This window comes from Pseudonocardia sp. ICBG1142, assembly GCF_020496255.1.
Taxonomy (GTDB): Bacteria; Actinomycetota; Actinomycetes; order Mycobacteriales; family Pseudonocardiaceae; genus Pseudonocardia.
On sequence record NZ_JAHLJC010000031.1, the window covers coordinates 956,561 to 977,133 of the forward strand.

Genomic DNA, 20,573 nt, shown 5'->3' on the forward strand with positions numbered 1-20,573 from the left:
TCGTCGAGCCGACCGTCGACCCCGGCGTAGGGGTCGGGGTCGGTCACCGCGACCTGCCCAGGCTCGACAGCGCGGTGCGCAGCAGGTCCCGGGCGTCGGTGTCGGGGGCGTGGGCCAGGACCGCGTCGACGGCCTGCTCGGCCGGGCGCTGGGTGAAGCCGAGCCCGAGCAGCGCCTCGACGACCTGGTCACGCACCCCGAGCATCGGGGCCGGTGCGGCCGCGACGGCGCCCGCGGGCACCGCGGCGGGCGCGGTCACCTTGTCGCGCAGCTCCACGACCAGGCGCTCGGCGCTCTTGCGTCCGACGCCGGGGATGCGGGTGAGCACGGCCAGGTCGCCGTCGGCCAGCGCGCGGCGCAGTGTGTCCGGCTCCAGCACCGCGATCGTGGCGAGCGCGAGCCGCGTCCCGATCCCGGACACCGTCTGCAGCAGCAGGAACAGCTCGCGTTCCTCGGCGTCGGCGAACCCGTAGAGGGTCAGGGAGTCCTCGCGCACCACCAGCGTGGTCGGCAGCCGGGCCTCGTCCCCGCGACGCAGCCCGCCCAGCGTGGCGGGGGTGGCGTACACCGCGAGCCCGACCCCACCCACCTCGATGACCGCGTGGTCCAGCCCGATCTCCAGCACCGGACCGCGCACCGAGTGGATCACTGACAGGTCCCCTTCCGACGAACGACCGTTCGAGCACCGACGCTACCGGGCCGCACCGACCGGACCGCACGCGACACCACGCCACCACCGGGCGAGAGGGTTCAGCGCGCGCGCCACCCGCCGGCCGAGCGGGCGTCGGCGGCCGCGCGGGCCGCGGCCCACTGCTCGGCGGCACCGGGCCGGGCGCCGCCGCGCTCGCGCTGGGCCTCGGCGAGCCGGGCACGGTGCACCGCGGCCAGCTCCTCGGCGCGGGCCTGGGCCTGCGCCATCCGGTCGATCATCGGTGAGCGCCAGCAGTGGCAGATGGCGAGCGCGAGCGCGTCGGCGGCATCGGCGGGCTTCGGGGGTGCGTCCAGGCCGAGGAGCCGGGTGACCATCGCGGTGACCTGCGCCTTGCCCGCGCGGCCCTCACCGGTGACGGCGGCCTTCACCTCGCTGGGGGTGTGGAAGGCGACCGGCAGCCCCGCCCGGGCCGCGACGAGCGCGACGACGCCGCTGACCTGCGCGGTGCCCATCACGGTGCGGACGTTGTTCTGGCTGAACACCCGCTCGACGGCGATCACGTCGGGTCGGTGCCGGGCCACCCAGCGCTCCACCTCGTCGGCGACGGCGAGCAGCCGCCGTTCCAGCGGCAGGGTCGGCTCACTGCGGGCGACGCCGACGTCGACGAACCCGACGGTCCGGCCCGCACCGGCCTCGACGACGCCGATGCCGCACCGCGTCAGTCCGGGGTCGACCCCGAGCACCCGCACCGCGTCCCCCTCGCCTCGGACCGCACAGCCGTTCGAGAACCGTACCGGTCGGGACGGTCCCATCCGGGCGGGCACGCCGGACCGGCGGGGCCGGGCCGGGCGGACCGGGGTGACGCCCGGGATGACAGGGTGCGCAGGTGACGTCGTTCCTCCGGGTCCTCGCGTGGGTGTGGGCCGCGCTGCTGCTGGTCGTGCTGGTGGGGACGTTCCGCCCCGAGACCCCGGCGATCGGGCTCGCGGGGTCGTTCCTGTCCGGCGCCTACCCACTGCACGTCGCCCTCGCCGGGGTGCTGGGGATCCTGTTCGGGCTGGCCGCGCGAGCCGCGGGTGCCCGGTTCACCGGCGTCGCGACGGCGGTGCTCGCCCTGGCGGCGGTCGTCGGGTCGGTCACGGTGCTGGCCGCGCAGGGCCGGGCCGCGTCCGAGCAGGGCGTCCCGCTGGACTGGACGGCGGCGCTGACCGAGCTGGGCCAGCCCGACGGGAAGCCCGACCGGTCGGTCGAGTTCGCCCCCGGCCGCACGCTGGACCTCTACCTGCCGACCGGCGCGGGTCCGCACCCGACGATGGTGTGGGTGCACGGCGGGTCGTGGACCAGCGGGGACCGCAGCGACCGCACCGCGCTGAACCGGTGGCTCGCCGAGCGCGGCTGGGCGGTCGCCGCGGTGGACTACCGGCTGCCGCCACCCGAGCCCGTCGGCCGCGACCAGCAGCGCGACGTCGCGTGCGCCGTCGACTGGGTCCGCGCGCACGCGGGCGAGGCGGGTCTGGACCCCGCGCGGCTGGTCCTGGGCGGGCAGTCCGCCGGGGCGACGCTGGCGCTGTCGGTCACCTCCGGACTGCTCGACGGGACGCTGGCGTGCTCCGAGGCACCCGCCGCGTACGGCGGCACCGGCCCGGCCGACGCCCCACCGCCGACGCCCGGCCCGCCGCCGGTCGGAGTGGTCGCCTACTACCCGCCCGTCGACCTGACGCTGGTCGACCCCGACCTACAGCGCACCCTGTTCGGCGGCACCGCCGACCAGGCGCCGGGCCTGCTGCGGCTGCTCTCCCCCGCCGAGCAGGTGCGCCCCGGGCTCCCACCGACCCTGCTGCTGCTCGGCTCCGCGGACCACTACGTCCTGCCCGACCGGGTCGCCGCCTACGACCGGCAGCTCCGCTCCGCGGGGGTCGACGGCAGGCTGGTCACCGTCCCCTACGCCGACCACGTCTTCGACCGCCCCTTCGGCAGTCCCGGTGCGCAACTGACCCGGGAGGCCGTGATCCGCTTCCTGACCGGGCTGAACTGATGCGGGTCGAGATCACCGCACTGGTGGTCGCGTCCCGGCACGCCTACGAGGGCAGGCCCGCCGACGGGCCGCGTCCCGACCCGGAGCCGCCGCTGCGCGACGAGGTCCGGGTGCGCGCCGGCCACGGGATCGTCGGCGACCGCTACGCCGGCCGACCGGCGCACGCCCGGGCCGCGGTGACGCTGCTGGCCGCGGAGTCGCTGGACCACCTGCGCACGGTCCTCGGCGACGTCGTCGAGGCCACCGCGACCCCGCGGGCGGCGCGGCGCAACATCGTGCTGCGCGGCGCCCCGGTCGACGCGCTCGCCGCACCGGGCCGGGGCGGCACCGGCGCGCTGTTCGCCCTGGACTCCGGCGACGGCCCGGTCCGCTTCCGCGCGCACCGCGCCGCCGCGCCGTGCCGCTGGATGGACACCGAGATCGGCGACGGCGCGTGGGCCGCGCTGCGTGGCCGGGGCGGGGTCCGCTGCGAGCCCCTCGACGACGGCGTGCTCCGCCTCGGCCCCGCCGAGCTGACGATCCTGGAACCGGCGGCAGCCGCACCGCAGGGATCCACACAGCGGGGATCCACACCGTAGGGACCCGCACAGCACGGATCCGCACCACACGGATCCGCACCACGGGGATCCGCACCACGGGGATCCGCGACGTCGAGAGCAGCGCCACCGAGGCCAGCGCTGCCGGGATCCGCACCGCCGGACGCCGAGCACGGACCGTCCGGCGGGGGGCCCGCACCGTCCGCCGCCGCGCTGTAACAGCAGGTGGGAGGGTTTGCGACCCTACCGACGTCGGCACCGCAGGAGGTGACGCCGATGTCGTCCCCGGTCCCGCATCCCCGCCGCCCCGACGTGCCGCCGGCCGAACCCGCGCAGGCGGGCGTCGTCGTGCACCGGGGTCTGCCCGGGGACCGGGCGACCTGGGCCCGCCGGGCCGTCCTGATCGGGGAGCTGCTGGTCACCCTGGCCGATGCCGAGGCCGGCGGGCTGGAGCTTCCGCCGTCGCTGGCCGGGCGGCGTGCGCTGCGGGCATGGTCGCGTTCCGCGGAACGCGCGGTGGCCGCGGCCGGGGACGCCGACGCGGTCGTCGCGGTCCACACCGACGACGCCGACGTCCTCGCCGCCGCCGGGCGCGACCTGGCCGCGGTGCTGCGCCACGAGCGCGACACCCGACGCCGCACCGGCCCCCGTGCCACCCCGACCGGCCTCGCGGCTGGTGGCACGACCGACACCACCACCGGCGTCACGGCCGGCACCACAGGCACGGCCGGCACCACAAGCACAGCGGGCACAGCCGGCACCACAGTCACGGAGGGCACGGTCGGGCGGCTCTGCGCGATCCTGCACGCCGCGGCCCGCCGTCAGGACGTCGCGGTCGAGCAGCTCGTCGCGGAGCTGGGCCGCGCCGGCCGCATCCTCGCGCCGGGACATCTGCGCCACCGCTCCGCAGCCGCACACGGCACCGGAGCCGGCACCGCGCCCACCCGGGGAGCGGTCGCCGGCTGACCCGGGCGCGAGGTCAGTGCGCCGCGGCGTCCCAGCTGCGGCCGGACCCGACCGACACCTCCAGCGGCACCGACAGGTCCGCCGCGGCCGCCATCTCCCGACGCACGAGTGCCTCCAGGGCCTCGCGCTCACCCTCGGCGACCTCGAGGACCAGCTCGTCGTGCACCTGCAGCAACATCCGGCTGCGCAGCCCCTCGGCCTGCAACGCCCGGTACACCCCGAGCATCGCGACCTTGATGATGTCCGCCGCGCTGCCCTGGATCGGGGCGTTGAGCGCCATCCGCTCGGCCATCTCCCGACGCTGACGGTTGTCGCTGGTCAGGTCGGGCAGGTACCGCCGCCGCCCCAGGATGGTGGCGGTGTAGCCGTCCTTGCGGGCCTGGTCGACGACTCCCGCGAGATAGTCGCGCACTCCGCCGAACCCGGCGAAGTAGTCGTCCATCAGCCCCTTCGCCTCCTCGGTGGAGATCCGCAGCTGCCCGGACAGGCCGTAGGCCGACAGCCCGTAGGCCAGGCCGTAGTTCATCGCCTTGATCTTGGCGCGCTGCTCGGGCGTCACCTCGGTGGCCGCGACGCCGAAGACCCGGGCGGCGGTCTCGGCGTGGAAGTCGTGCTGCGAGCGGAACGCCTCGATCAGCGCGGCGTCCTCGGACAGGTGCGCCATGATCCGCATCTCGATCTGGCTGTAGTCCGCGGTGAGCAGCTCGGCGTACGGCGTGCCGTCCGGCGCGGACCCGACGACGAAGGCGTCCCGGATCCGACGTCCGGCGGCGGTGCGGATCGGCACGTTCTGCAGGTTCGGGTCGGTGGAGGACAGCCGGCCGGTCGCGGCGATCGTCTGCGAGTACGTGGTGTGGATCCGGCCGTCCTCGGCGACGGACTTCATCAGCCCGTCGACGGTCACCTTCAGCCGGGTCGCGTCGCGGTGCTGCAGCAGGAACTGCAGGAACGGGTGCTCGGTCTGCGCGTAGAGGCTCGCCAGCGCGTCCGCGTCGGTGGTGTAGCCGGTCTTGGTGCGCTTGGTCTTGGGCATCTCCAGCTCGTCGAACAGCACGACCTGCAGCTGCTTGGGCGAGCCGAGGTTGATCTCCTTGCCGATCACCTCGTAGGCCTGCCGCGCGGCCTCCCGGACCTGGGTGCCGAAGTCGGACTCCAGGTCGGACAGGGTCTCGCCGTCGACGGCGATCCCGGCGGCCTCGCAGTCGGCCAGTACGAACGCCAGCGGCAGCTCGAGGTCGGCCAGCAGCTCGCTGCCGCCCCGCTCGGCGAGGTCGGCGTCGAGAGCGTCGGCGAGCTCGGCGATCGCCGAGGCCGCGAGCATCTCCTGCTCGGCGGCCCGGGCGTCGGCCTCCTCCTCGCCGCCCAGCAGCGACAGCTGACCGTCGGCGGGCTCCTCGGTGCGCAGCTCGCGACGCAGGTAGCGCAGCGCGAGGTCGGCCAGGTCGAAGGTCCGCTGCCCGGGCTTGGCCAGGTACGCGGCGAGCGCGGTGTCGCTGGTCAGCCCGCCCAGGGTCCAGCCCCGCGCACGCAGCGCGTGCAGCACCGGCTTCACGTCGTGCGCCGCCTTGGGGACGGACGGGTCGGCGAGCCAGTCGCCCAGCGCGGCCTCGTCGTCCGGGGTGAGGCCGGTCAGCGCGAGGTAGCCGGCGGCCGGGACGCCCGCGGTGGCGCCCGCGGCCCGCTGCTCGACGGTCGGCTCGCCCGCGGCGAGCGCGATCCCGTCGAGGTCGCGCCCGGCGATCGGGCCGGTGACCCCGGCGAAGCTCACCGCGACGCGACGGCCGTCGCGGGCGTGGGTGTCCAGCCAGGCCCGCACCGCGCCGGGGGCGACGACCTCGCCGGCGACCTCGAAGACGGACTCGGCCTCGGGCTCGGCGGAGGACAGCGTGGAGAACAGCCGCTCGCGCAGCACCCGGAACTCCAGCTCGTCGAACAGGCGGTGCACCGCGTCCCGGTCCCAGGGGCGCAGCTCGAGCTCCTCGGGCTCGGCGCCGAGGTCGACGTCGCGCACCAGCTCGGTGAGCTGGCGGTTGAGCAGCACGTTCGCCAGGTTGGCCCGCAGGTTGTCCCCGGCCTTGCCCTTCACCTCGTCGACCCGGTCGGTCAGCTCCGCGAGCGAACCGAACTCCCGGACCCACTTGGCCGCGGTCTTCTCCCCCACCCCGGGGATGGAGGGCAGGTTGTCCGAGGGGTCGCCGCGCAGCGCCGCGAAGTCCGGGTACTGGGTCGGGGTGAGCCCGTAGCGCTTGTCGACCTCGGCCGGGTCGATCCGACCGAGATCGGACACGCCGCGCTTGGGGTACAGGACGGTGACGTCGTCGGTGACCAGCTGGAACGCGTCACGGTCCCCGGTGGTGATGAGCACCTGGAAGCCGCGCGCCTCGGCCCGGGTGGCGAGGGTGGCGAGGGTGGCGATGAGGTCGTCGGCCTCGTACCCGTCGACGGCGAAGACCGGGATGTTCAGCGCGCCCAGGACCTCCTTGATGAGGTCGATCTGGCCGCGGAAGTCGTCCGGCGTCGACGAGCGGTTCGCCTTGTACTCGGCGTAGCGCTCGGAGCGGAAGGTCGTGCGGGACACGTCGAAGGCCACCGCGAGGTGGGTCGGCTCCTCGTCGCGCAGCAGGTTGATCAGCATCGAGGTGAAGCCGTAGACCGCGTTCGTGGTCTGCCCGGTCCCGGTGCGGAAGTTCTCCGCGGGCAGCGCGAAGAACGCCCGGTAGGCCAGGGAGTGGCCGTCGAGCAGCAACAGGCGCGGCTTCGCCGGTGCCTTCTTCTTCGCCGAGGCCGACTTCTGGGTGCCCTGCGTCGCTGTGCTCATCGGCGGCGAGTCTAGAACCGACCCCCGACAGTGAACGCGGCCGCGGGTCGGCTCCCGGACGGGCCGGCCCCGGAGACGACGGTGCGGCCGCCCCACGAGGGGGACGACCGCACCGGGACGGGACCGCGCCGCTCAGCCGACCTCGGCCATGACCTCGTCGGAGACGTCGAAGTTGGCGTAGACGTTCTGGACCTCGTCGGAGTCCTCGAGCGCCTCGATCAGCTTGAAGACCTTCTTCGCACCCTCGGCGTCCAGCTCGACCTGCATCAACGGGACGAAGACCGCCTCGGCGGAGTCGTAGTCGATCCCGCTGCGCTGGAGCGCGGTGCGCACCGCGACGACGTCGGTCGGCTCCGAGACGACCTCCCAGCTGTCGCCGAGGTCGTTCACCTCCTCGGCGCCGGCGTCGAGGACGGCCATCAGCACGTCGTCCTCGGACAGGTCGGCCTTCGGCAGCACCACGACGCCCTTGCGGTTGAACAGGTACGCCACCGACCCCGGGTCGGCCATGGTGCCGCCGTTGCGGGTCATCGCGGTCCGGACCTCGGTCGCCGCCCGGTTCCGGTTGTCGGACAGGCACTCGACCAGCACCGCGACCCCGTTCGGGCCGTAGCCCTCGTAGGTGATCGTCTGGTAGTCGGCGCCACCGGCGTCGGCACCCGAACCACGCTTGACCGCACGGTCGATGTTGTCGTTCGGGACCGAGCTCTTCTTCGCCTTCTGGATGGCGTCGTAGAGCGTCGGGTTGCCGTCGGGGTCACCGCCGCCGGTCCGGGCCGCGACCTCGATGTTCTTGATCAGCTTGGCGAACATCTTGCCGCGGCGGGCGTCGATCACGGCCTTCTTGTGCTTGGTCGTCGCCCACTTGGAGTGACCGCTCATCGGCTCGTCTGCCCACCTCTCGTGCTCGCACCACGCACACGACGCGCGGTGAGGGGCAGGTCCGACGCCCCGCAGCGCGAGCTGCGGTCGGGCCGACCTGCGGGAACCCGTCAATGCTACCGACGACGCGGCTCCGCGCCGGGTCGGGCCCGAGCAGACCCCACCCCACGAGGACACATGCATGATCCGCTATGGTTCGCCACCGCGTCCCGTCGGGAACCCGGCGAGGACTACTCTGACAACCGTTGTCGGCACCTGCACCGGGCGCCGGTCGCGAGAGGAGCGCACGTGTTCGGAGCAGTGGCAGGCAAGGCCGTGGGGCTCGTCGTGAGCGGGCTGGCCGGCGCGGTCGCCTACGACGGCGTCAAGAAGGTCGCGCGCTCCGGCGCCGTCCGCGAGGCCGCCGTCTCGGTGACCACCTGGGGCCTCAAGGGCGCCCGCGCCGCGGAGACCGGCGCGGAGAAGGCCCGTCTGGCGACCGCCGACATCGTCTCCGAGGCCCGCGGCCGCATCGGCGAGGAGGCCCCCGCGCCGGGCAACGGGCACGGGCACGGCCACGAGCACTGATTCCCGGTCCTCCGGGCACGACGAGCGAGACGAGCGAGACCGTGAGCACCGACACCGCCGGCCCGGAGGCCACCGTCCTCAGTGACGCCGCGGGCCGCGTCCGCTTCGCCGTCCCCGCGCTGCGCGGGCGGACGGCGCTGGCCGTGGCCGTCGAGGACGAGCTGGACCACGTCGGCGGGGTGCGCCAGGTGCACGCCTACCCGCGCACCGGCAACGTCGTGGTCTGGTACCGCCCCGGCTGCCACCGTGTCGAACTCGTCGAGGCCATCGGCAAGGGCCTGGGCGCCGAGCCCGAGGCCACCGCGGCGCGCACACCGCGCTCGGCCGACCAGCACAACGGCGAGCTGGCCCGCCTGGTCGTCGGCGGCGTCGCGCTCGCCGCACTGGGATTCCGCCGCTACGCGCTCCGCCGCCCGCCGCTGCTGGGCCCCGCCAGCCGCACCGTCGCCACCGGCGTCACGATCTTCACCGGCTACCCGTTCCTGCGCGGTGCGCTGCGCGCGCTCGCCGGTGGGAAGGGCGCGGGCACCGACGCGCTGGTGTCCGCGGCGACCGTCGCGAGCCTGGTGCTGCGCGAGAACGTCGTCGCGCTGACCGTGCTGTGGCTGCTCAACATCGGCGAGTACCTCCAGGACCTCACGCTGCGCCGCTCCCGGCGCGCCATCTCCGAGCTGCTCACCGGTGCCACCACCCGCACCTGGACCCGCACGCTCGCCCCCGACGGCAGCACCGTCGAGGTCGAGGTCGACATCGCGGACCTGTCCGTGGGCGACGAGGTCGTGGGGCACGAGCGGATCGTGCTGCCCGTCGACGGCGAGGTCGTCGAGGGCGAGGGCGTCGCCGACCAGGCCGCGATCACCGGCGAGCAGCTGCCGGTCTCGGTCGCCCCCGGCGACACCCTGCACGCCGGGTCGGTGCTGCTGCGCGGGCGGATCGTGGTCCGGGCGACGGCCGTCGGCCAGGACACCGCGATCGGCCGGATCATCGACCGGGTCGAGCAGGCCCAGGGCGACCGGGCCCCGATCCAGACCGTCGGCGAGAACTTCTCCCGCCGGTTCGTGCCGGCGTCGTTCCTGCTCTCGGCACTGACCCTGATCGCCACCCGCGACGTGCGACGCGCGATGACGATGCTGCTCATCGCCTGCCCGTGCGCGGTCGGCCTGTCCACCCCGACCGCGATCTCCGCGGCGATCGGCAACGGCGCGCGGCGCGGCATCCTCATCAAGGGCGGCGCGCACCTCGAGGCGGCCGGGCGGGTCGACGCGGTCGTGTTCGACAAGACCGGCACCCTGACCCAGGGCCGCCCGATCGTCACCAACGTCATCTCCTTCCACGACGACTGGTCGCCCGAGCAGGTCCTCGCCCACGCCGCGTCGTCGGAGATCCACTCCCGGCACCCCCTGGCCCAGGCGGTCATCCGCTCCACCGAGGAGCGGCGGATCGAGATCCCGCCGCACGAGGAGTGCGAGGTCCTGCTCGGCCAGGGCATGCGGGTCCAGGCCGACGGCCGGGTGCTGCTCATCGGGTCGCGCGACCTGCTCCGCGCGCAGGGCGTCACGGTGCCGCGCAAGGCCGCGGACTGGGTGCGACGGCTGCAGAAGGCCTCGGAGACCCCGCTGCTGCTGGCCGTCGACGGCACCCTGGTCGGTCTGGTCTCGCTGCGCGACACCGTGCGTGCCGAGGCCCGCGACGTGCTGGAGCGGCTGCGCGCCGACGGCGTCACCCGGATCGTCATGCTCACCGGCGACCACCCGCAGACCGCGAAGGCCGTCGCCGAGGAGCTCGGCATCACCGAGTACCGGTCCGAGGTCATGCCCGAGCAGAAGCAGGACGTCGTGCGGGCGCTGCAGGAGCAGGGCCACACCGTCGCGATGATCGGCGACGGGACGAACGACGCCCCGGCACTCGCGCTGGCCGACATCGGGATCGCGATGGGCGTGGCCGGGACCGACGTCGCGGTGGAGACCGCCGACGTGGCCCTCGCCGCGGACGACCTCGGCGCGCTGCTGGACCTGCGTGACCTGGGACGCCGGTCGATCACCCTGATCCGGCAGAACTACGGCATGTCGATCGCGGTGAACGCGGCGGGGCTGCTGGTCTCCGCGGGCGGGGCGATGTCACCGGTGGTCGCGGCGATCCTGCACAACGCCTCCAGCGTCGCGGTCGTCGCGAACAGCTCCCGGCTGATCCGCTACCGGCTCCCGGCCGCCGCACCGGCCACGGTCGTCGACGGCGAGGTCGTGCGGGCGGACGAGCGGTAGAAGGCCCGCGCGGCCGGGTGGAACAGCAGTACGACGGCGACGAGCAGCTCCGCCACGTGCAGCGCGCGCAGCGCGGCGGCGGCCAGCTCGGGGCCGGTCGCGGTCGTCAGGAACAGCCCGACCGATCCCCCGCCCGCCAGCGCCCGCAGCGGCCCCACCACCAGTGACGCCGTGCCGAGCACCCCCAGGACGCCGACGACGGTCCAGCGGTGCACGTCGTGCCCGGAGAGCAGCTGCACGACCAGCACGCCCAGCACCAGGTAGATCCCGCCGCGCGCGAGGATCTCCACGACCGAGGGTGGCACCGGGCCCGCCAGCCGGACCAGGGTCTCGGCGAACCCGGCCAGGATCGCGCCGAGCCACAGTGCCACGCTCAGCCCCACCGCGGACGGCAGGGCCGGGCGCGACCCGGTGGGCACGACGGTGCTGGTCATGACCCCATGCTCCCCGCGGAGGGCCGATCGGCCCACACGGCGCTCCCCCGGGTGCACCTGGGGCAACCCCCACCCCGGGGCCCGCCGCCACCGCCTCGCCACGGCGGCCCGCACCGCATCAACCGGTGGCGGCCCGCACGGCATCAACCGGTGGCGGCCCGCACGGCATCAACCGGTGGCGGCCCGCACGGCATCAACCGGTGGCGGCCCGCACGGCATCAACCGGTGGCGGCCCGCACGGCATCAACCGGTGGCGGCCCGCACCATGTCGACGAACAGTGCGTGCACCCGCCGGTCCCCGGTCAGCTCCGGGTGGAACGAGGTGGCGAGCACCGGGCCCTGCCGCACCGCGACCGCGCGCCCCGAGGCCTCGCCGGCGTCGGCACCGGTGCTGGTGACGGCGGGGACGGTGGCGAGCACCTCGACCTCGCCGCCGGTCTTCTCCACCCACGGGGCCCGGATGAACACCGCGTGCACCGCATCACCGGTGAGCCCGGTGAACTCCAGGTCGGTCTCGAAGGAGTCGACCTGCCGGCCGAACGCGTTGCGCCGCACGACGACGTCGAGCCCGCCGAGCTGGTGCTGGTCGGGCCGCCCGTCCAGGATCTCCTCGGCCAGCAGGATCATGCCGGCGCACGAGCCGTAGGCGGGCAGTCCCTCACGCAGCCGGGCACGCAGCGGCTCCAGCAGCTCGAAGGTGTCGAGCAGCTTCGACATGGTCGTCGACTCACCGCCGGGCAGGACGATGCCGTCCACCGCGGCCAGCTCGGACGCACGGCGGACCGGCACGGCCTCGGCACCCGCCCCGGTCAGCGCCGCCACGTGCTCGCGGACGTTGCCCTGCAGGGCCAGCACACCGATCCTCACCGCCATGTCGACCAGCGTAGACCCGCCCGACCTGCGGCAACCGCCCGTCCGGGGGTGAGCCGCGGCACCGTACGGCGACCTCCCCGTCGAACGCGGCCCGGCGTCCGCGCCGGTGCCCGCGCCGTCCGGGGTGGTCGCCCGCCGCAGGGCCGGGTCAGCCCGCCTCGACCTCGCCGCGCTTGGCCTGCTTCGTGGCGGCGTTGCGGAGCGCCTCGGCGACGGCCGGGGCCACGCTCTGGTCGAACACGCTCGGCACGATGAACGACGGGTTCGGCTCGGCGACGACGTCGGCGATCGCCGCGGAGGCCGCGAGCATCATCTCGTCGGTGATGTCGTGGGCCTGCGCGTCGAGCAGGCCGCGGAACACGCCGGGGAAGGCGAGCACGTTGTTGATCTGGTTCGGGTAGTCCGACCGCCCGGTCGCGACGACGGCGGCGTGGCGCATCGCCAGCGTCGGGTCGACCTCGGGGTCCGGGTTGGCCAGCGCGAACACGATCGCGTCGTCGTTCATCGACCGCAGCTCGGTCTCGCCGAACAGGTTCGGCGCGCTGACCCCGATGAAGACGTCGGCCCCGACGAGCGCGTCGGCCAGCGTGCCCTGCTTGCCGTCCTTGTTGGTCTGCGCGGCGATCGAGGCGAGGTTGTCGTCCATCCCCTCGCGTCCGGTGTGGACGATGCCGTCCACGTCGACGGCGACGACGTCGGCGGTCTCCTCCGACCCGAGCAGCCGGATGATCGCCGAGCCGGCCGCACCGACCCCGCAGACGACCACGCGGACGTCGGAGAACTTCTTGCCGACCACGCGCAGCGCGTTGCGCAGCGCGCCGAGGACGACGACGGCGGTGCCGTGCTGGTCGTCGTGGAAGACCGGGATGTCGAGCAGCTCGCGCAGCCGGCGCTCGATCTCGAAGCAGCGCGGCGCCGCGATGTCCTCCAGGTTGATGCCGCCGTAGCCCGGCGCGATCAGCTGAACGGTGCGGATGATCTCCTCGGTGTCCTGGGTGTCGAGGCAGACCGGCCACGCGTCGACGTTGGCGAACTGCTTGAACAGCGCCGCCTTGCCCTCCATGACCGGCATCGCCGCGGCGGCGCCGATGTTGCCCAGGCCGAGCACCGCGGACCCGTCGGTGACGACGGCGACGGTGTTGCGCTTGATCGTCAGACGGCGGGCGTCGGACGGGTTCTCCGCGATCGCCATCGACACCCGCGCGACGCCCGGGGTGTAGGCGCGCGACAGGTCGTCACGGGTGCGGAGGTTCACCTTGGAGCGGACCTCGATCTTGCCGCCGAGGTGGAGCAGGAAGGTCCGGTCCGAGACCTTGCGGACCGAGAAGCCCTCGAGCTGCTCGATGGCGGCCTTGATCTCCTCGACGTGCTCGGTGTTGCGGGCGTTGACCGAGATGTCGACGACGAGACTCTCGGTGCGCGCCTCGACGACGTCGAAGGCGGTGACGACGCCGCCGACCTGGCCGACGGCGGCGGTGAGGTCACCGGCCGAGGTCGGGTTGGCGGGGGCGTCGACGCGTGCGGTGATGGCGTAACCGGGACCGGGAATGGACACGGCCCCGAACAGTACCGCCAGGCGTGTGGTTACCGGGGCGTCAACGATGTGACGACGCACGTCACCGGTCGTCGGGCTCCTCCGCGGGGATCCGCGGCAGCGGCCCGGTGGGCGCGTCGGCGACGGCCATCTTCGCCGCCGAGTCGGTCGGGGCGCCGGCCCCGAGCGCCGCCAGTGCCGCCTCGTTGCCGACGTCGGCACCGGCCCGTTCGGACAGCAGCCAGCGCACCTCCAGCAGGTCGCAGTAGGCCTGCACGGGATCCCCTGCACCGCCGAGCGCGGCGTGCGCGCGGGCCGAGCCGGGCTCGAGACAGTGGTCGATCCAGCTGCGTGCGGCCGCGCGGTCCGAGACCGGCTGACCGGTGCGCCGCTGCATCCAGTCGCGGTGCGCGTTGAGGTCGCCGAGCAGGATCCGGGCCTGGCCCTCCCCCACCTCGACGCCGGTCAGCCTGCGCAGCGTCGCGGAGTGGTAGTTCCGGTCACCGACGGCGATGTGCAGCCGGGACCGGCCGTCGCCGACCGGCAGCAGGGAGACCTCGTCCACGGCGAAGCCCAGGTCGTTGAGCTCACGGATGGCACCCTCGACGCGGTAGCGGTCGCCGAAGGCGAAGACGGGCGAGGCGTGCAGGGCGTCCCACAGCTCCCGGTAGCGCTCGGGCAGCGCGGTGGCCTCGTCGATCAGCTGCGGGATCATCTCCGGCGGCCGCTCCAGCGAGGTCGCGAGGTCGATCATCCCGGCGGCGACGTTCTCGACCAGGATCGTCACGTCGTGCTCGCGCTGACCGTCGGACAGGCCGTCCGGGTGCACCTCGCTGGTCTCGGCGTCGACGAGGAAGGCCTGCAGGGTCTGCCCGTCGCGGGTGAACAGGGTGTTGTTCAGCGAGCAGTCGCCCCAGAACACGCCGTGCCGGTGCAGCTCGACCAGCAGCGAGATCATCGCGTCGAACAGCCGGGCGCGGTGCCGCGGCCGGTTCGGGGGAAGCCGCAGGAACAGCCTGCGGTACTGCCAGGACCCGCTCAGGTACCGGGTCACCAGGATCGCGGTCTCGTGCGCCGGCTGGTTCACCAGCCCGGCCGGGCGGACCGCGGGCAGACACTGGTGCTCGAGCCGGCGCAGCACGTCGTACTCGCGACGGGCGATCCGCTCGGGCATGTCCTTGAGCGCCCACAGTGCACCGTCGGCCTCGACGAACCGGACGAGGTGCCGGCTGGGACCGACCTCCATGTCGCGCAACGGGACCCGCGTCTCGTCCCAGTCCTCCAGCGGCTCGTTCCACGGCAGGGCGATCAGCTCGGGGCCGGGTGCCCGCAGCACGAGCTCCGGTGAAGTGTCCATTCAGGACACCCCTCGGGCGCCGCGGGCCGGTGGGGCGGTGGAGCCGCGGATGACCAGCCGGGTCGGCAGGGTGGCGAGCGGGTCGACCGGGTCGACCGGGTCGACCGGGTCGCCGGCAAGCGTCGCCAGCGCCATCCGGGCCGCGACGGCGCCCTGCTCGGCCGCCGGCTGGGCCACGGTGGACAGATCGGTCAGCGCGGCCAGTGGGTGGTCGTCGATGCCGATGACCGACACGTCGCCGGGCACCGCGAGCCCGGCCCGACGCAGCGTCCCGACAGCACCGAGGGCGACCTCGTCGGTGTGGGCGTAGACCGCCGTCGGGGGGGCGGACAGCCCGAGCAGCTCGCCCATCGCGCGCGCCCCGCCCTCCGGGCTCCACGGCACGCGGACCGTCAGCGCGGGGTCGTACCCGACGCCGGCGTCGGCGAGCGCGGCCCGATAGGCGGCGGCCCGCCCCGCGGGCTGGACCGGGTCCAGCTCCGGGTCGGTGGTGACGATCATCCCGATCCTCCGGTGTCCGAGGTGGAGCAGGTGGTCGACGGCCTGGCGGCCGGCGACGCGCTCGTCGATCGACACCGACGGATGGTGCCCGATCCGGGTCCCCGCCGACACGATCCCGACACCGATCCGCTCCAGCCGGGCACGCTCGGCGTCGTCGACGCCGAACCCGAGCAGCACGACGGCGTCGGCGCGGCGCCGGGCGGGCAGCTCGGCGAAGAACGCGCGCCGGGCCGCGGCGTCGCCGAGGTGGTACAGCAGCAGGTCGCGCCCGGCCTCGCGCAGCACCTCGGACAGCCCCTCCAGCGCGGCCCCGAACCACCACCGGGACAGGTGCGGGACGACGACGGCGATCCGCCCCGTGGTGCCCCGCGCGAGCCCGGCGGCGTCCGGGCTGACCACGTACTCCAGGGCGCGCGCGGCCTCCCACACCCGGGCACGGGTGGCCGCGGCGACGTGGGGGTGATCGCTGAGCGCGCGTGACGCGGTGGCCGGTGAGACCTTGGCCAGCCGGGCCACGTCCGCCAGGTTGACCGGCTCGGGCACGACACATGTATGCCGAAAGCTGGAAGCGATTGCAAGAGCGGATGTTATCCGTCCGCGCTGGACCAGCGCCTGTTGATCAGTAAGGATCGTCGCCGACCAGCGCAAGCGCTGTGAGCCTTGACACTCCCGGGTGAAGGGCTCACAGTCTCGGCTGGAAACGCTTCCAGCGACGCCGACGTGCGTCGGGACAGCAACGGTATCGAACACGGGAGTTCGGAGTTGACCATGCGTCGCACACGGTGGAGGAGGACGCTGGCCGCGGGTGCGGCCGCCGTCGCCCTCGCCCTGCTGGCGGGCTGCGGAGGCGCACCCGCGGGCCCGCCGGTCCTCAACTGGTACATCAACCCCGACGACGGCGGGCAGGCCGAGATCGCCCAGCGTTGTTCGGCGGCGTCGAACGGCCAGTACTCGATCGCGGTGTCGGTGCTGCCGCGCCAGTCCGCGGAGCAGCGCCAACAGCTGATCCGCCGGCTCGCGGCGAACGACAGCTCGATCGACATCATGTCCATCGACCCGCCCTACATCCCCGAGTTCGCCGAGGCGAAGTTCCTCGCCCCGGTGCCCGAGGACGTCGCCCGGCGGACCACCGCGGGGATCGTGAACTCCGCGAAGGAGGGCGCGAGCTGGAACGGCAGGCTGGTCACGGTGCCGTTCTGGGCCAACACCCAGCTGCTCTGGTACCGCAAGTCCCAGGTCGCCGGCACCGGGCTGGACATGTCGAAGCCGGTCACGTGGGACCAGGTCGTGGCGGCCGCACGGTCGAAGAACTCGATCATCGCCGCGCAGGGCATCCGGGCCGAGTCGCTGACCGTCTGGCTGAACGCGCTGGTGGAGGGCGGCGGCGGCCAGATCATCACCAACGCCTCGCCGCAGGACCCGGCGGGTGTGCAGCTCGGGCTGGACTCCCCCGCCGCGACGAAGGCCGCGGCGATCATGAAGGCCGTCTCCGCCGTCGGCGGTCCCGGGTTCTCGACCAACTCCGAGGACGAGAACTCCAACGCCTTCCAGGCCGGTGAGGCGATGTTCCAGGTGAACTGGCCGTTCGTCTGGGGCAAGGTCAACAGCGCGGTCGAGGCGGGTACCGTCCCGCAGTCCACACCGGACGACTTCGGCGCGGCGCTCTACCCGCAGACCGAGGCCGGCAGGCCCTCGTCGCCACCCTACGGTGGCATCAACCTCGGCGTCGGCGCGTTCAGCAATCACGTCGACCTGGCCTACAAGGCCACCGAGTGCATCGTCTCGACCGAGAACCAGAAGCAGTACTTCCTCACCAACGGCAACCCGGCCGCCCGGATCTCGGTGTTCACCGACCCGGACGTGGTGAAGAAGTTCCCGATGGCCCCGGTGATCGCCCAGTCGCTGCAGCAGGCCAAGCCGCGACCGCAGACCCCGTACTACAGCGAGGTCTCCGAGTCGATCCAGCGCACCTACCACCCGACCGCGGGCATCGACCCGCCGACCGTCGGTCCCGCGACCGCCGCGCTGATCAAGGCGGTCCTGGCCAAGGAGGAGCTCCTGTGACGACGACGGAGTCGCCCACGGCGCGCCCCGCCGCGGGGGCGGCGCCCGCCCCGCGCGGTGGCAGCGACCGGGCCCGCGCCGAGCAGAAGCTCGGCTGGTACCTGGCCGGGCCGGCGTTCGCCGTGATGTTGCTGGTGACGGCCTACCCGATCGTCCAGGCCGTCTACTACTCGCTGTTCGACTACCGGCTGACCGACCCGGAGAACATCTCGTTCGTCGGCCTGAAGAACTACGCGGTCATCCTCACCGACTCGATCTGGTGGACCTCGTTCGGCGTCACGGTGTTCATCACCGTGGTCACCGTCGCGGTCGAGCTGGTGCTCGGCTTCCTGCTGGCGCTGGTGATGATGAACGCGCTGAAGGCGATCCGGCCGGTCCTGCGCGCGGCGATCCTGATCCCGTACGCGGTCATCACGGTCGTGTCGGCGTTCTCCTGGCAGTACGCGTTCTCCCTGGACTCGGGCTTCGTCAACTCCTGGTTCGACTGGCTGCCCGGGGTCTCGGCGGACACCGACTGGTTCGGCTCGACCGGCTCGTCGCTGTTCGTGATCTGCCTGGCCGAGATCTGGAAGACCACCCCGTTCATCTCGCTGCTGCTGCTCGCGGGTCTGGCCCAGGTGCCCGACGTGCTGCAGGAGGCCGCCCGCGTCGACGGCGCGACCTGGTGGCAGCGGATGTGGAAGGTGACGCTGCCGAACATGAAGGCGGCGATCATGGTCGCCCTGCTGTTCCGGACCCTGGACGCGTTCCGCGTGTTCGACTCGGTGTTCGTCATGACGGCGGGGGCGAACAACACCGAGACGGTGTCGTTCCTGGCCTACCGCCAGACCATCGCCCGGGTCGAGATCGGGCTCGGCTCCGCGGTGTCGGTCCTGCTGTTCCTGTCCGTCGTGATCATCTGCGTCGGCTTCATCAAGGGGTTCAAGGTCGACCTGTCCCAGGCCCGAGGGGAGAAGTGATGTCCACCCGCGAGCGAATCCTCTGGATCGTGGCCGGCATCGCGATCGTCGTCTACGCCCTGTTCCCGGTGGGCTGGATCGTGTCGCTGTCGCTGAAGTCGAGCGACGACATCGCCAACAAGCAGTTCCTGCCGACGTCGGTGTCGTGGAGCAACTACGAACAGATCCTCGTCGGCGACGCGGCCGAGCTGTTCCTGCCCGCGCTGCGCAACTCCTTCGGCATCTGCATCATCGCGACGTTCCTGGCGTGCGTGCTGTCGATGTTTGCCGCCTACGCGATCGTCCGGCTCGACTTCCGGGGCAAGAAGCTGATCCTGTCCACCGCGCTGGCGGTGGCGATCTTCCCGGTCATCTCGATCGTGACGCCGCTGTTCAACCTGTGGCGCCAGATCGGGCTCTACGACACCTGGCCCGGCCTGATCATCCCCTACCTGTCGCTGACCCTGCCGCTGTCGATCTGGACCATGTCGGCGTTCTTCCGCGAGATCCCGTGGGAGATGGAGCAGGCCGCCCAGGTCGACGGCGCCACCACCTGGCAGGCGTTCCGCAAGGTGATCGTCCCGCTGGCGACGCCCGGGGTGTTCACCACCGCGATCCTGGCGTTCTTCATCGCCTGGAACGACTTCGCCTACGGCATCTCGCTGACCTCGACCGGCGCGTCCCGCCCGGTCCCGGCCGCGCTGGGCCTGTTCTCCGGAGCGTCGCAGTTCGAGTCGCCCAACGGCCCGATCGCCGCCGCCGCGGTGATCGTGACCATCCCCGTCGTCGTGCTCGTCCTGATCTTCCAGCGGCGCATCGTCGCCGGTCTGACCAACGGCGCCGTCAAGGGCTGAGACGCCCTGCCGCTCCGCAACACGGAAAGGAACCGACCGGCCATGGCGTCGATCGAGATGAAGAACATCGTCAAGAAGTACGGGGACGGCTTCCCGGCCGTGAACGACGTGAGCATGGACATCGCCGACGGCGAGTTCATGATCCTCGTCGGCCCGTCCGGCTGCGGGAAGTCGACGCTGCTGCGGATGATCGTCGGCCTGGAGGACATCACCTCCGGCGACATGATCATCGCCGGCAACCGGGTCAACGACAAGGCCCCGCGGGACCGCAACCTGTCGATGGTGTTCCAGAACTACGCGCTCTACCCGCACCTGTCGGTCTTCGAGAACATCGCGTTCCCGCTGCGCCTGGCCAAGGCACCCGAGGACGAGGTCAGGCAGAAGGTCGACGCCGCGGCGAAGGTCCTGGAGCTGCAGGAGCACCTCCAGCGCAAGCCAGCGAACCTGTCCGGCGGTCAGCGCCAGCGGGTCGCGATGGGCCGCGCCATCGTCCGCGACGCCGACGCGTTCCTGTTCGACGAGCCGCTGTCCAACCTGGACGCGAAGCTGCGCGGGCAGATGCGCACCGAGATCGCCCGGCTGCAGCGCCGCCTCGGCATCACCACGGTCTACGTCACCCACGACCAGACCGAGGCGATGACCCTCGGCGACCGGGTCTGCGTGCTGCGCAAGGGTGTCATCCAGCAGGTCGCCTCGCCGCGCGAGCTCTACGAACAGCCGGTCAACCTGTTCGTCGCCGGGTTCATCGGGTCGCCGCCGATGAACTTCCTGCCCGCGACGGTCTCCGGGAGCACACTGGAGACGCCGTTCGGTCCGATCGAGCTCGACGCCGCGCGCGCCGAGAAGATCACCGGTCGCGACCTGGTGCTGGTGGGGATCCGCCCGGAGTACTTCGAGGACGCCTCCCTGGTCGACGAGGCGAAGAAGCACGTCGGCTCCACCTTCACCGCGAAGGTCGACGTGACCGAGTGGCTGGGCGACTCGCAGTACGCCTACATCCCCTACGAGGCCCCGGCCGAGGTGGAGACCAAGCTCAAGGAGCTGTCCCGCGAGCTCGATGCCGACCAGCTGCGCACCCAGGCGATCGTGTCGATCGACTCGACCAGCCGGATCCGGGAGGGCCGCGACGCCGAGTTCTGGCTGGACGCGCGGAAGATCCACGTGTTCGACCCGGAGTCGGGCGAGAACCTCACCCGCGACCCCGAGGCCGGCGCCGAGCTGACCCGGCTCGCGGCCGAGGACCGCGCCGAGCAGGTCGCGCAGGCCCGCGGCCAGGGCTGACGCGCCGCGTGGTGCCGCAC

Annotated in this window: 18 protein-coding genes; 9 read left to right on the forward strand and 9 right to left on the reverse strand. The window is 73.2% G+C overall.

What is annotated here, in order from left to right; genetic code table 11:
• Positions 1 to 43: 43 nt before the first annotated feature.
• Together ruvA and ruvC are read right to left on the reverse strand one after the other, a co-directional pair.
• A complete protein-coding gene (ruvA, locus tag KPL59_RS28690) occupies positions 44 to 649 on the reverse strand; it encodes a Holliday junction branch migration protein RuvA (RefSeq protein WP_075329803.1) in 606 nt (201 codons plus the stop codon).
• Between the two features lie 101 nt (positions 650 to 750).
• Positions 751 to 1,401, reverse strand: a complete 651-nt coding sequence (ruvC, locus tag KPL59_RS28695; protein ID WP_226353655.1) for a crossover junction endodeoxyribonuclease RuvC — start codon at positions 1,399 to 1,401, stop codon at positions 751 to 753.
• A 137-nt stretch (positions 1,402 to 1,538) separates the two neighbouring features.
• Between ruvC and KPL59_RS28700 the strand changes: the two genes are divergently transcribed.
• The 3 genes from KPL59_RS28700 to KPL59_RS28710 all read left to right on the forward strand — a co-directional run bounded on the left by KPL59_RS28700 (position 1,539) and on the right by KPL59_RS28710 (position 4,189).
• Complete coding sequence (locus tag KPL59_RS28700; protein WP_226362625.1) at positions 1,539 to 2,687, forward strand: alpha/beta hydrolase; 1,149 nt, start codon at positions 1,539 to 1,541, stop codon at positions 2,685 to 2,687.
• Positions 2,687 to 3,265, forward strand: a complete 579-nt coding sequence (locus KPL59_RS28705; protein WP_226353653.1) for a molybdenum cofactor biosysynthesis protein — start codon at positions 2,687 to 2,689, stop codon at positions 3,263 to 3,265. The genes KPL59_RS28700 and KPL59_RS28705 overlap by 1 nt, the downstream gene beginning before the upstream one ends.
• A 234-nt stretch (positions 3,266 to 3,499) precedes the next feature.
• Positions 3,500 to 4,189, forward strand: coding sequence for a hypothetical protein (locus KPL59_RS28710; protein WP_226362626.1), 690 nt, complete (start codon positions 3,500 to 3,502; stop codon positions 4,187 to 4,189).
• 13 nt (positions 4,190 to 4,202) lie between these two features.
• Here KPL59_RS28710 and polA read toward each other — a convergent pair whose 3' ends face one another.
• The gene (polA, locus tag KPL59_RS28715; RefSeq protein ID WP_226362627.1) at positions 4,203 to 7,007 is read right to left on the reverse strand and encodes a DNA polymerase I; all 2,805 of its coding nucleotides are present in this window, start codon (positions 7,005 to 7,007) and stop codon (positions 4,203 to 4,205) included.
• Positions 7,008 to 7,139: 132 nt separating this feature from the next.
• Positions 7,140 to 7,889, reverse strand: a complete 750-nt coding sequence (locus KPL59_RS28720; protein WP_226362628.1) for a YebC/PmpR family DNA-binding transcriptional regulator — start codon at positions 7,887 to 7,889, stop codon at positions 7,140 to 7,142.
• 288 nt (positions 7,890 to 8,177) lie between these two features.
• Between KPL59_RS28720 and KPL59_RS28725 the strand changes: the two genes are divergently transcribed.
• Positions 8,178 to 8,456, forward strand: coding sequence for a DUF1490 family protein (locus tag KPL59_RS28725; protein WP_226362629.1), 279 nt, complete (start codon positions 8,178 to 8,180; stop codon positions 8,454 to 8,456).
• Positions 8,457 to 8,497: 41 nt separating this feature from the next.
• Positions 8,498 to 10,717, forward strand: coding sequence for a cation-translocating P-type ATPase (locus KPL59_RS28730; protein ID WP_226362630.1), 2,220 nt, complete (start codon positions 8,498 to 8,500; stop codon positions 10,715 to 10,717).
• Here KPL59_RS28730 and KPL59_RS28735 read toward each other — a convergent pair.
• The 5 genes from KPL59_RS28735 to KPL59_RS28755 all read right to left on the reverse strand — a co-directional run bounded on the left by KPL59_RS28735 (position 10,648) and on the right by KPL59_RS28755 (position 15,959).
• Positions 10,648 to 11,151, reverse strand: a complete 504-nt coding sequence (locus KPL59_RS28735) for a hypothetical protein (RefSeq protein ID WP_226362631.1) — start codon at positions 11,149 to 11,151, stop codon at positions 10,648 to 10,650. The two genes, KPL59_RS28730 and KPL59_RS28735, sit on opposite strands and share 70 nt — an antisense overlap.
• A gap of 243 nt (positions 11,152 to 11,394) precedes the next feature.
• Positions 11,395 to 12,024, reverse strand: a complete 630-nt coding sequence (pdxT, locus tag KPL59_RS28740; protein WP_226362632.1) for a pyridoxal 5'-phosphate synthase glutaminase subunit PdxT — start codon at positions 12,022 to 12,024, stop codon at positions 11,395 to 11,397.
• 148 nt (positions 12,025 to 12,172) lie between these two features.
• Complete coding sequence (locus KPL59_RS28745; protein ID WP_020621856.1) at positions 12,173 to 13,579, reverse strand: NAD-dependent malic enzyme; 1,407 nt, start codon at positions 13,577 to 13,579, stop codon at positions 12,173 to 12,175.
• A gap of 61 nt (positions 13,580 to 13,640) precedes the next feature.
• The gene (locus KPL59_RS28750) at positions 13,641 to 14,915 is read right to left on the reverse strand and encodes a DUF4032 domain-containing protein (RefSeq protein WP_226362633.1); all 1,275 of its coding nucleotides are present in this window, start codon (positions 14,913 to 14,915) and stop codon (positions 13,641 to 13,643) included.
• Entirely contained in the window at positions 14,916 to 15,959 is a 1,044-nt protein-coding gene (locus tag KPL59_RS28755) for a LacI family DNA-binding transcriptional regulator (RefSeq protein WP_226362634.1), read from the reverse strand.
• 225 nt (positions 15,960 to 16,184) lie between these two features.
• On the opposite strand from KPL59_RS28755, the gene KPL59_RS28760 reads away from it, so the two are divergent.
• The 4 genes from KPL59_RS28760 to KPL59_RS28775 are packed head-to-tail and all read left to right on the forward strand — an operon-like array spanning position 16,185 to position 20,553.
• Positions 16,185 to 17,480, forward strand: coding sequence for an extracellular solute-binding protein (locus KPL59_RS28760; protein WP_226362635.1), 1,296 nt, complete (start codon positions 16,185 to 16,187; stop codon positions 17,478 to 17,480).
• A complete protein-coding gene (locus KPL59_RS28765) occupies positions 17,477 to 18,439 on the forward strand; it encodes a carbohydrate ABC transporter permease (RefSeq protein WP_226362636.1) in 963 nt (320 codons plus the stop codon). Before KPL59_RS28760 ends, KPL59_RS28765 begins: the two co-directional genes overlap by 4 nt.
• Positions 18,439 to 19,272: a carbohydrate ABC transporter permease gene (locus tag KPL59_RS28770; RefSeq protein WP_226362637.1), complete on the forward strand. Its 834-nt coding sequence runs from the start codon at positions 18,439 to 18,441 to the stop codon at positions 19,270 to 19,272. Before KPL59_RS28765 ends, KPL59_RS28770 begins: the two co-directional genes overlap by 1 nt.
• A gap of 42 nt (positions 19,273 to 19,314) precedes the next feature.
• Positions 19,315 to 20,553, forward strand: coding sequence for an ABC transporter ATP-binding protein (locus KPL59_RS28775; RefSeq protein ID WP_020621863.1), 1,239 nt, complete (start codon positions 19,315 to 19,317; stop codon positions 20,551 to 20,553).
• Positions 20,554 to 20,573 lie beyond the last annotated feature (20 nt).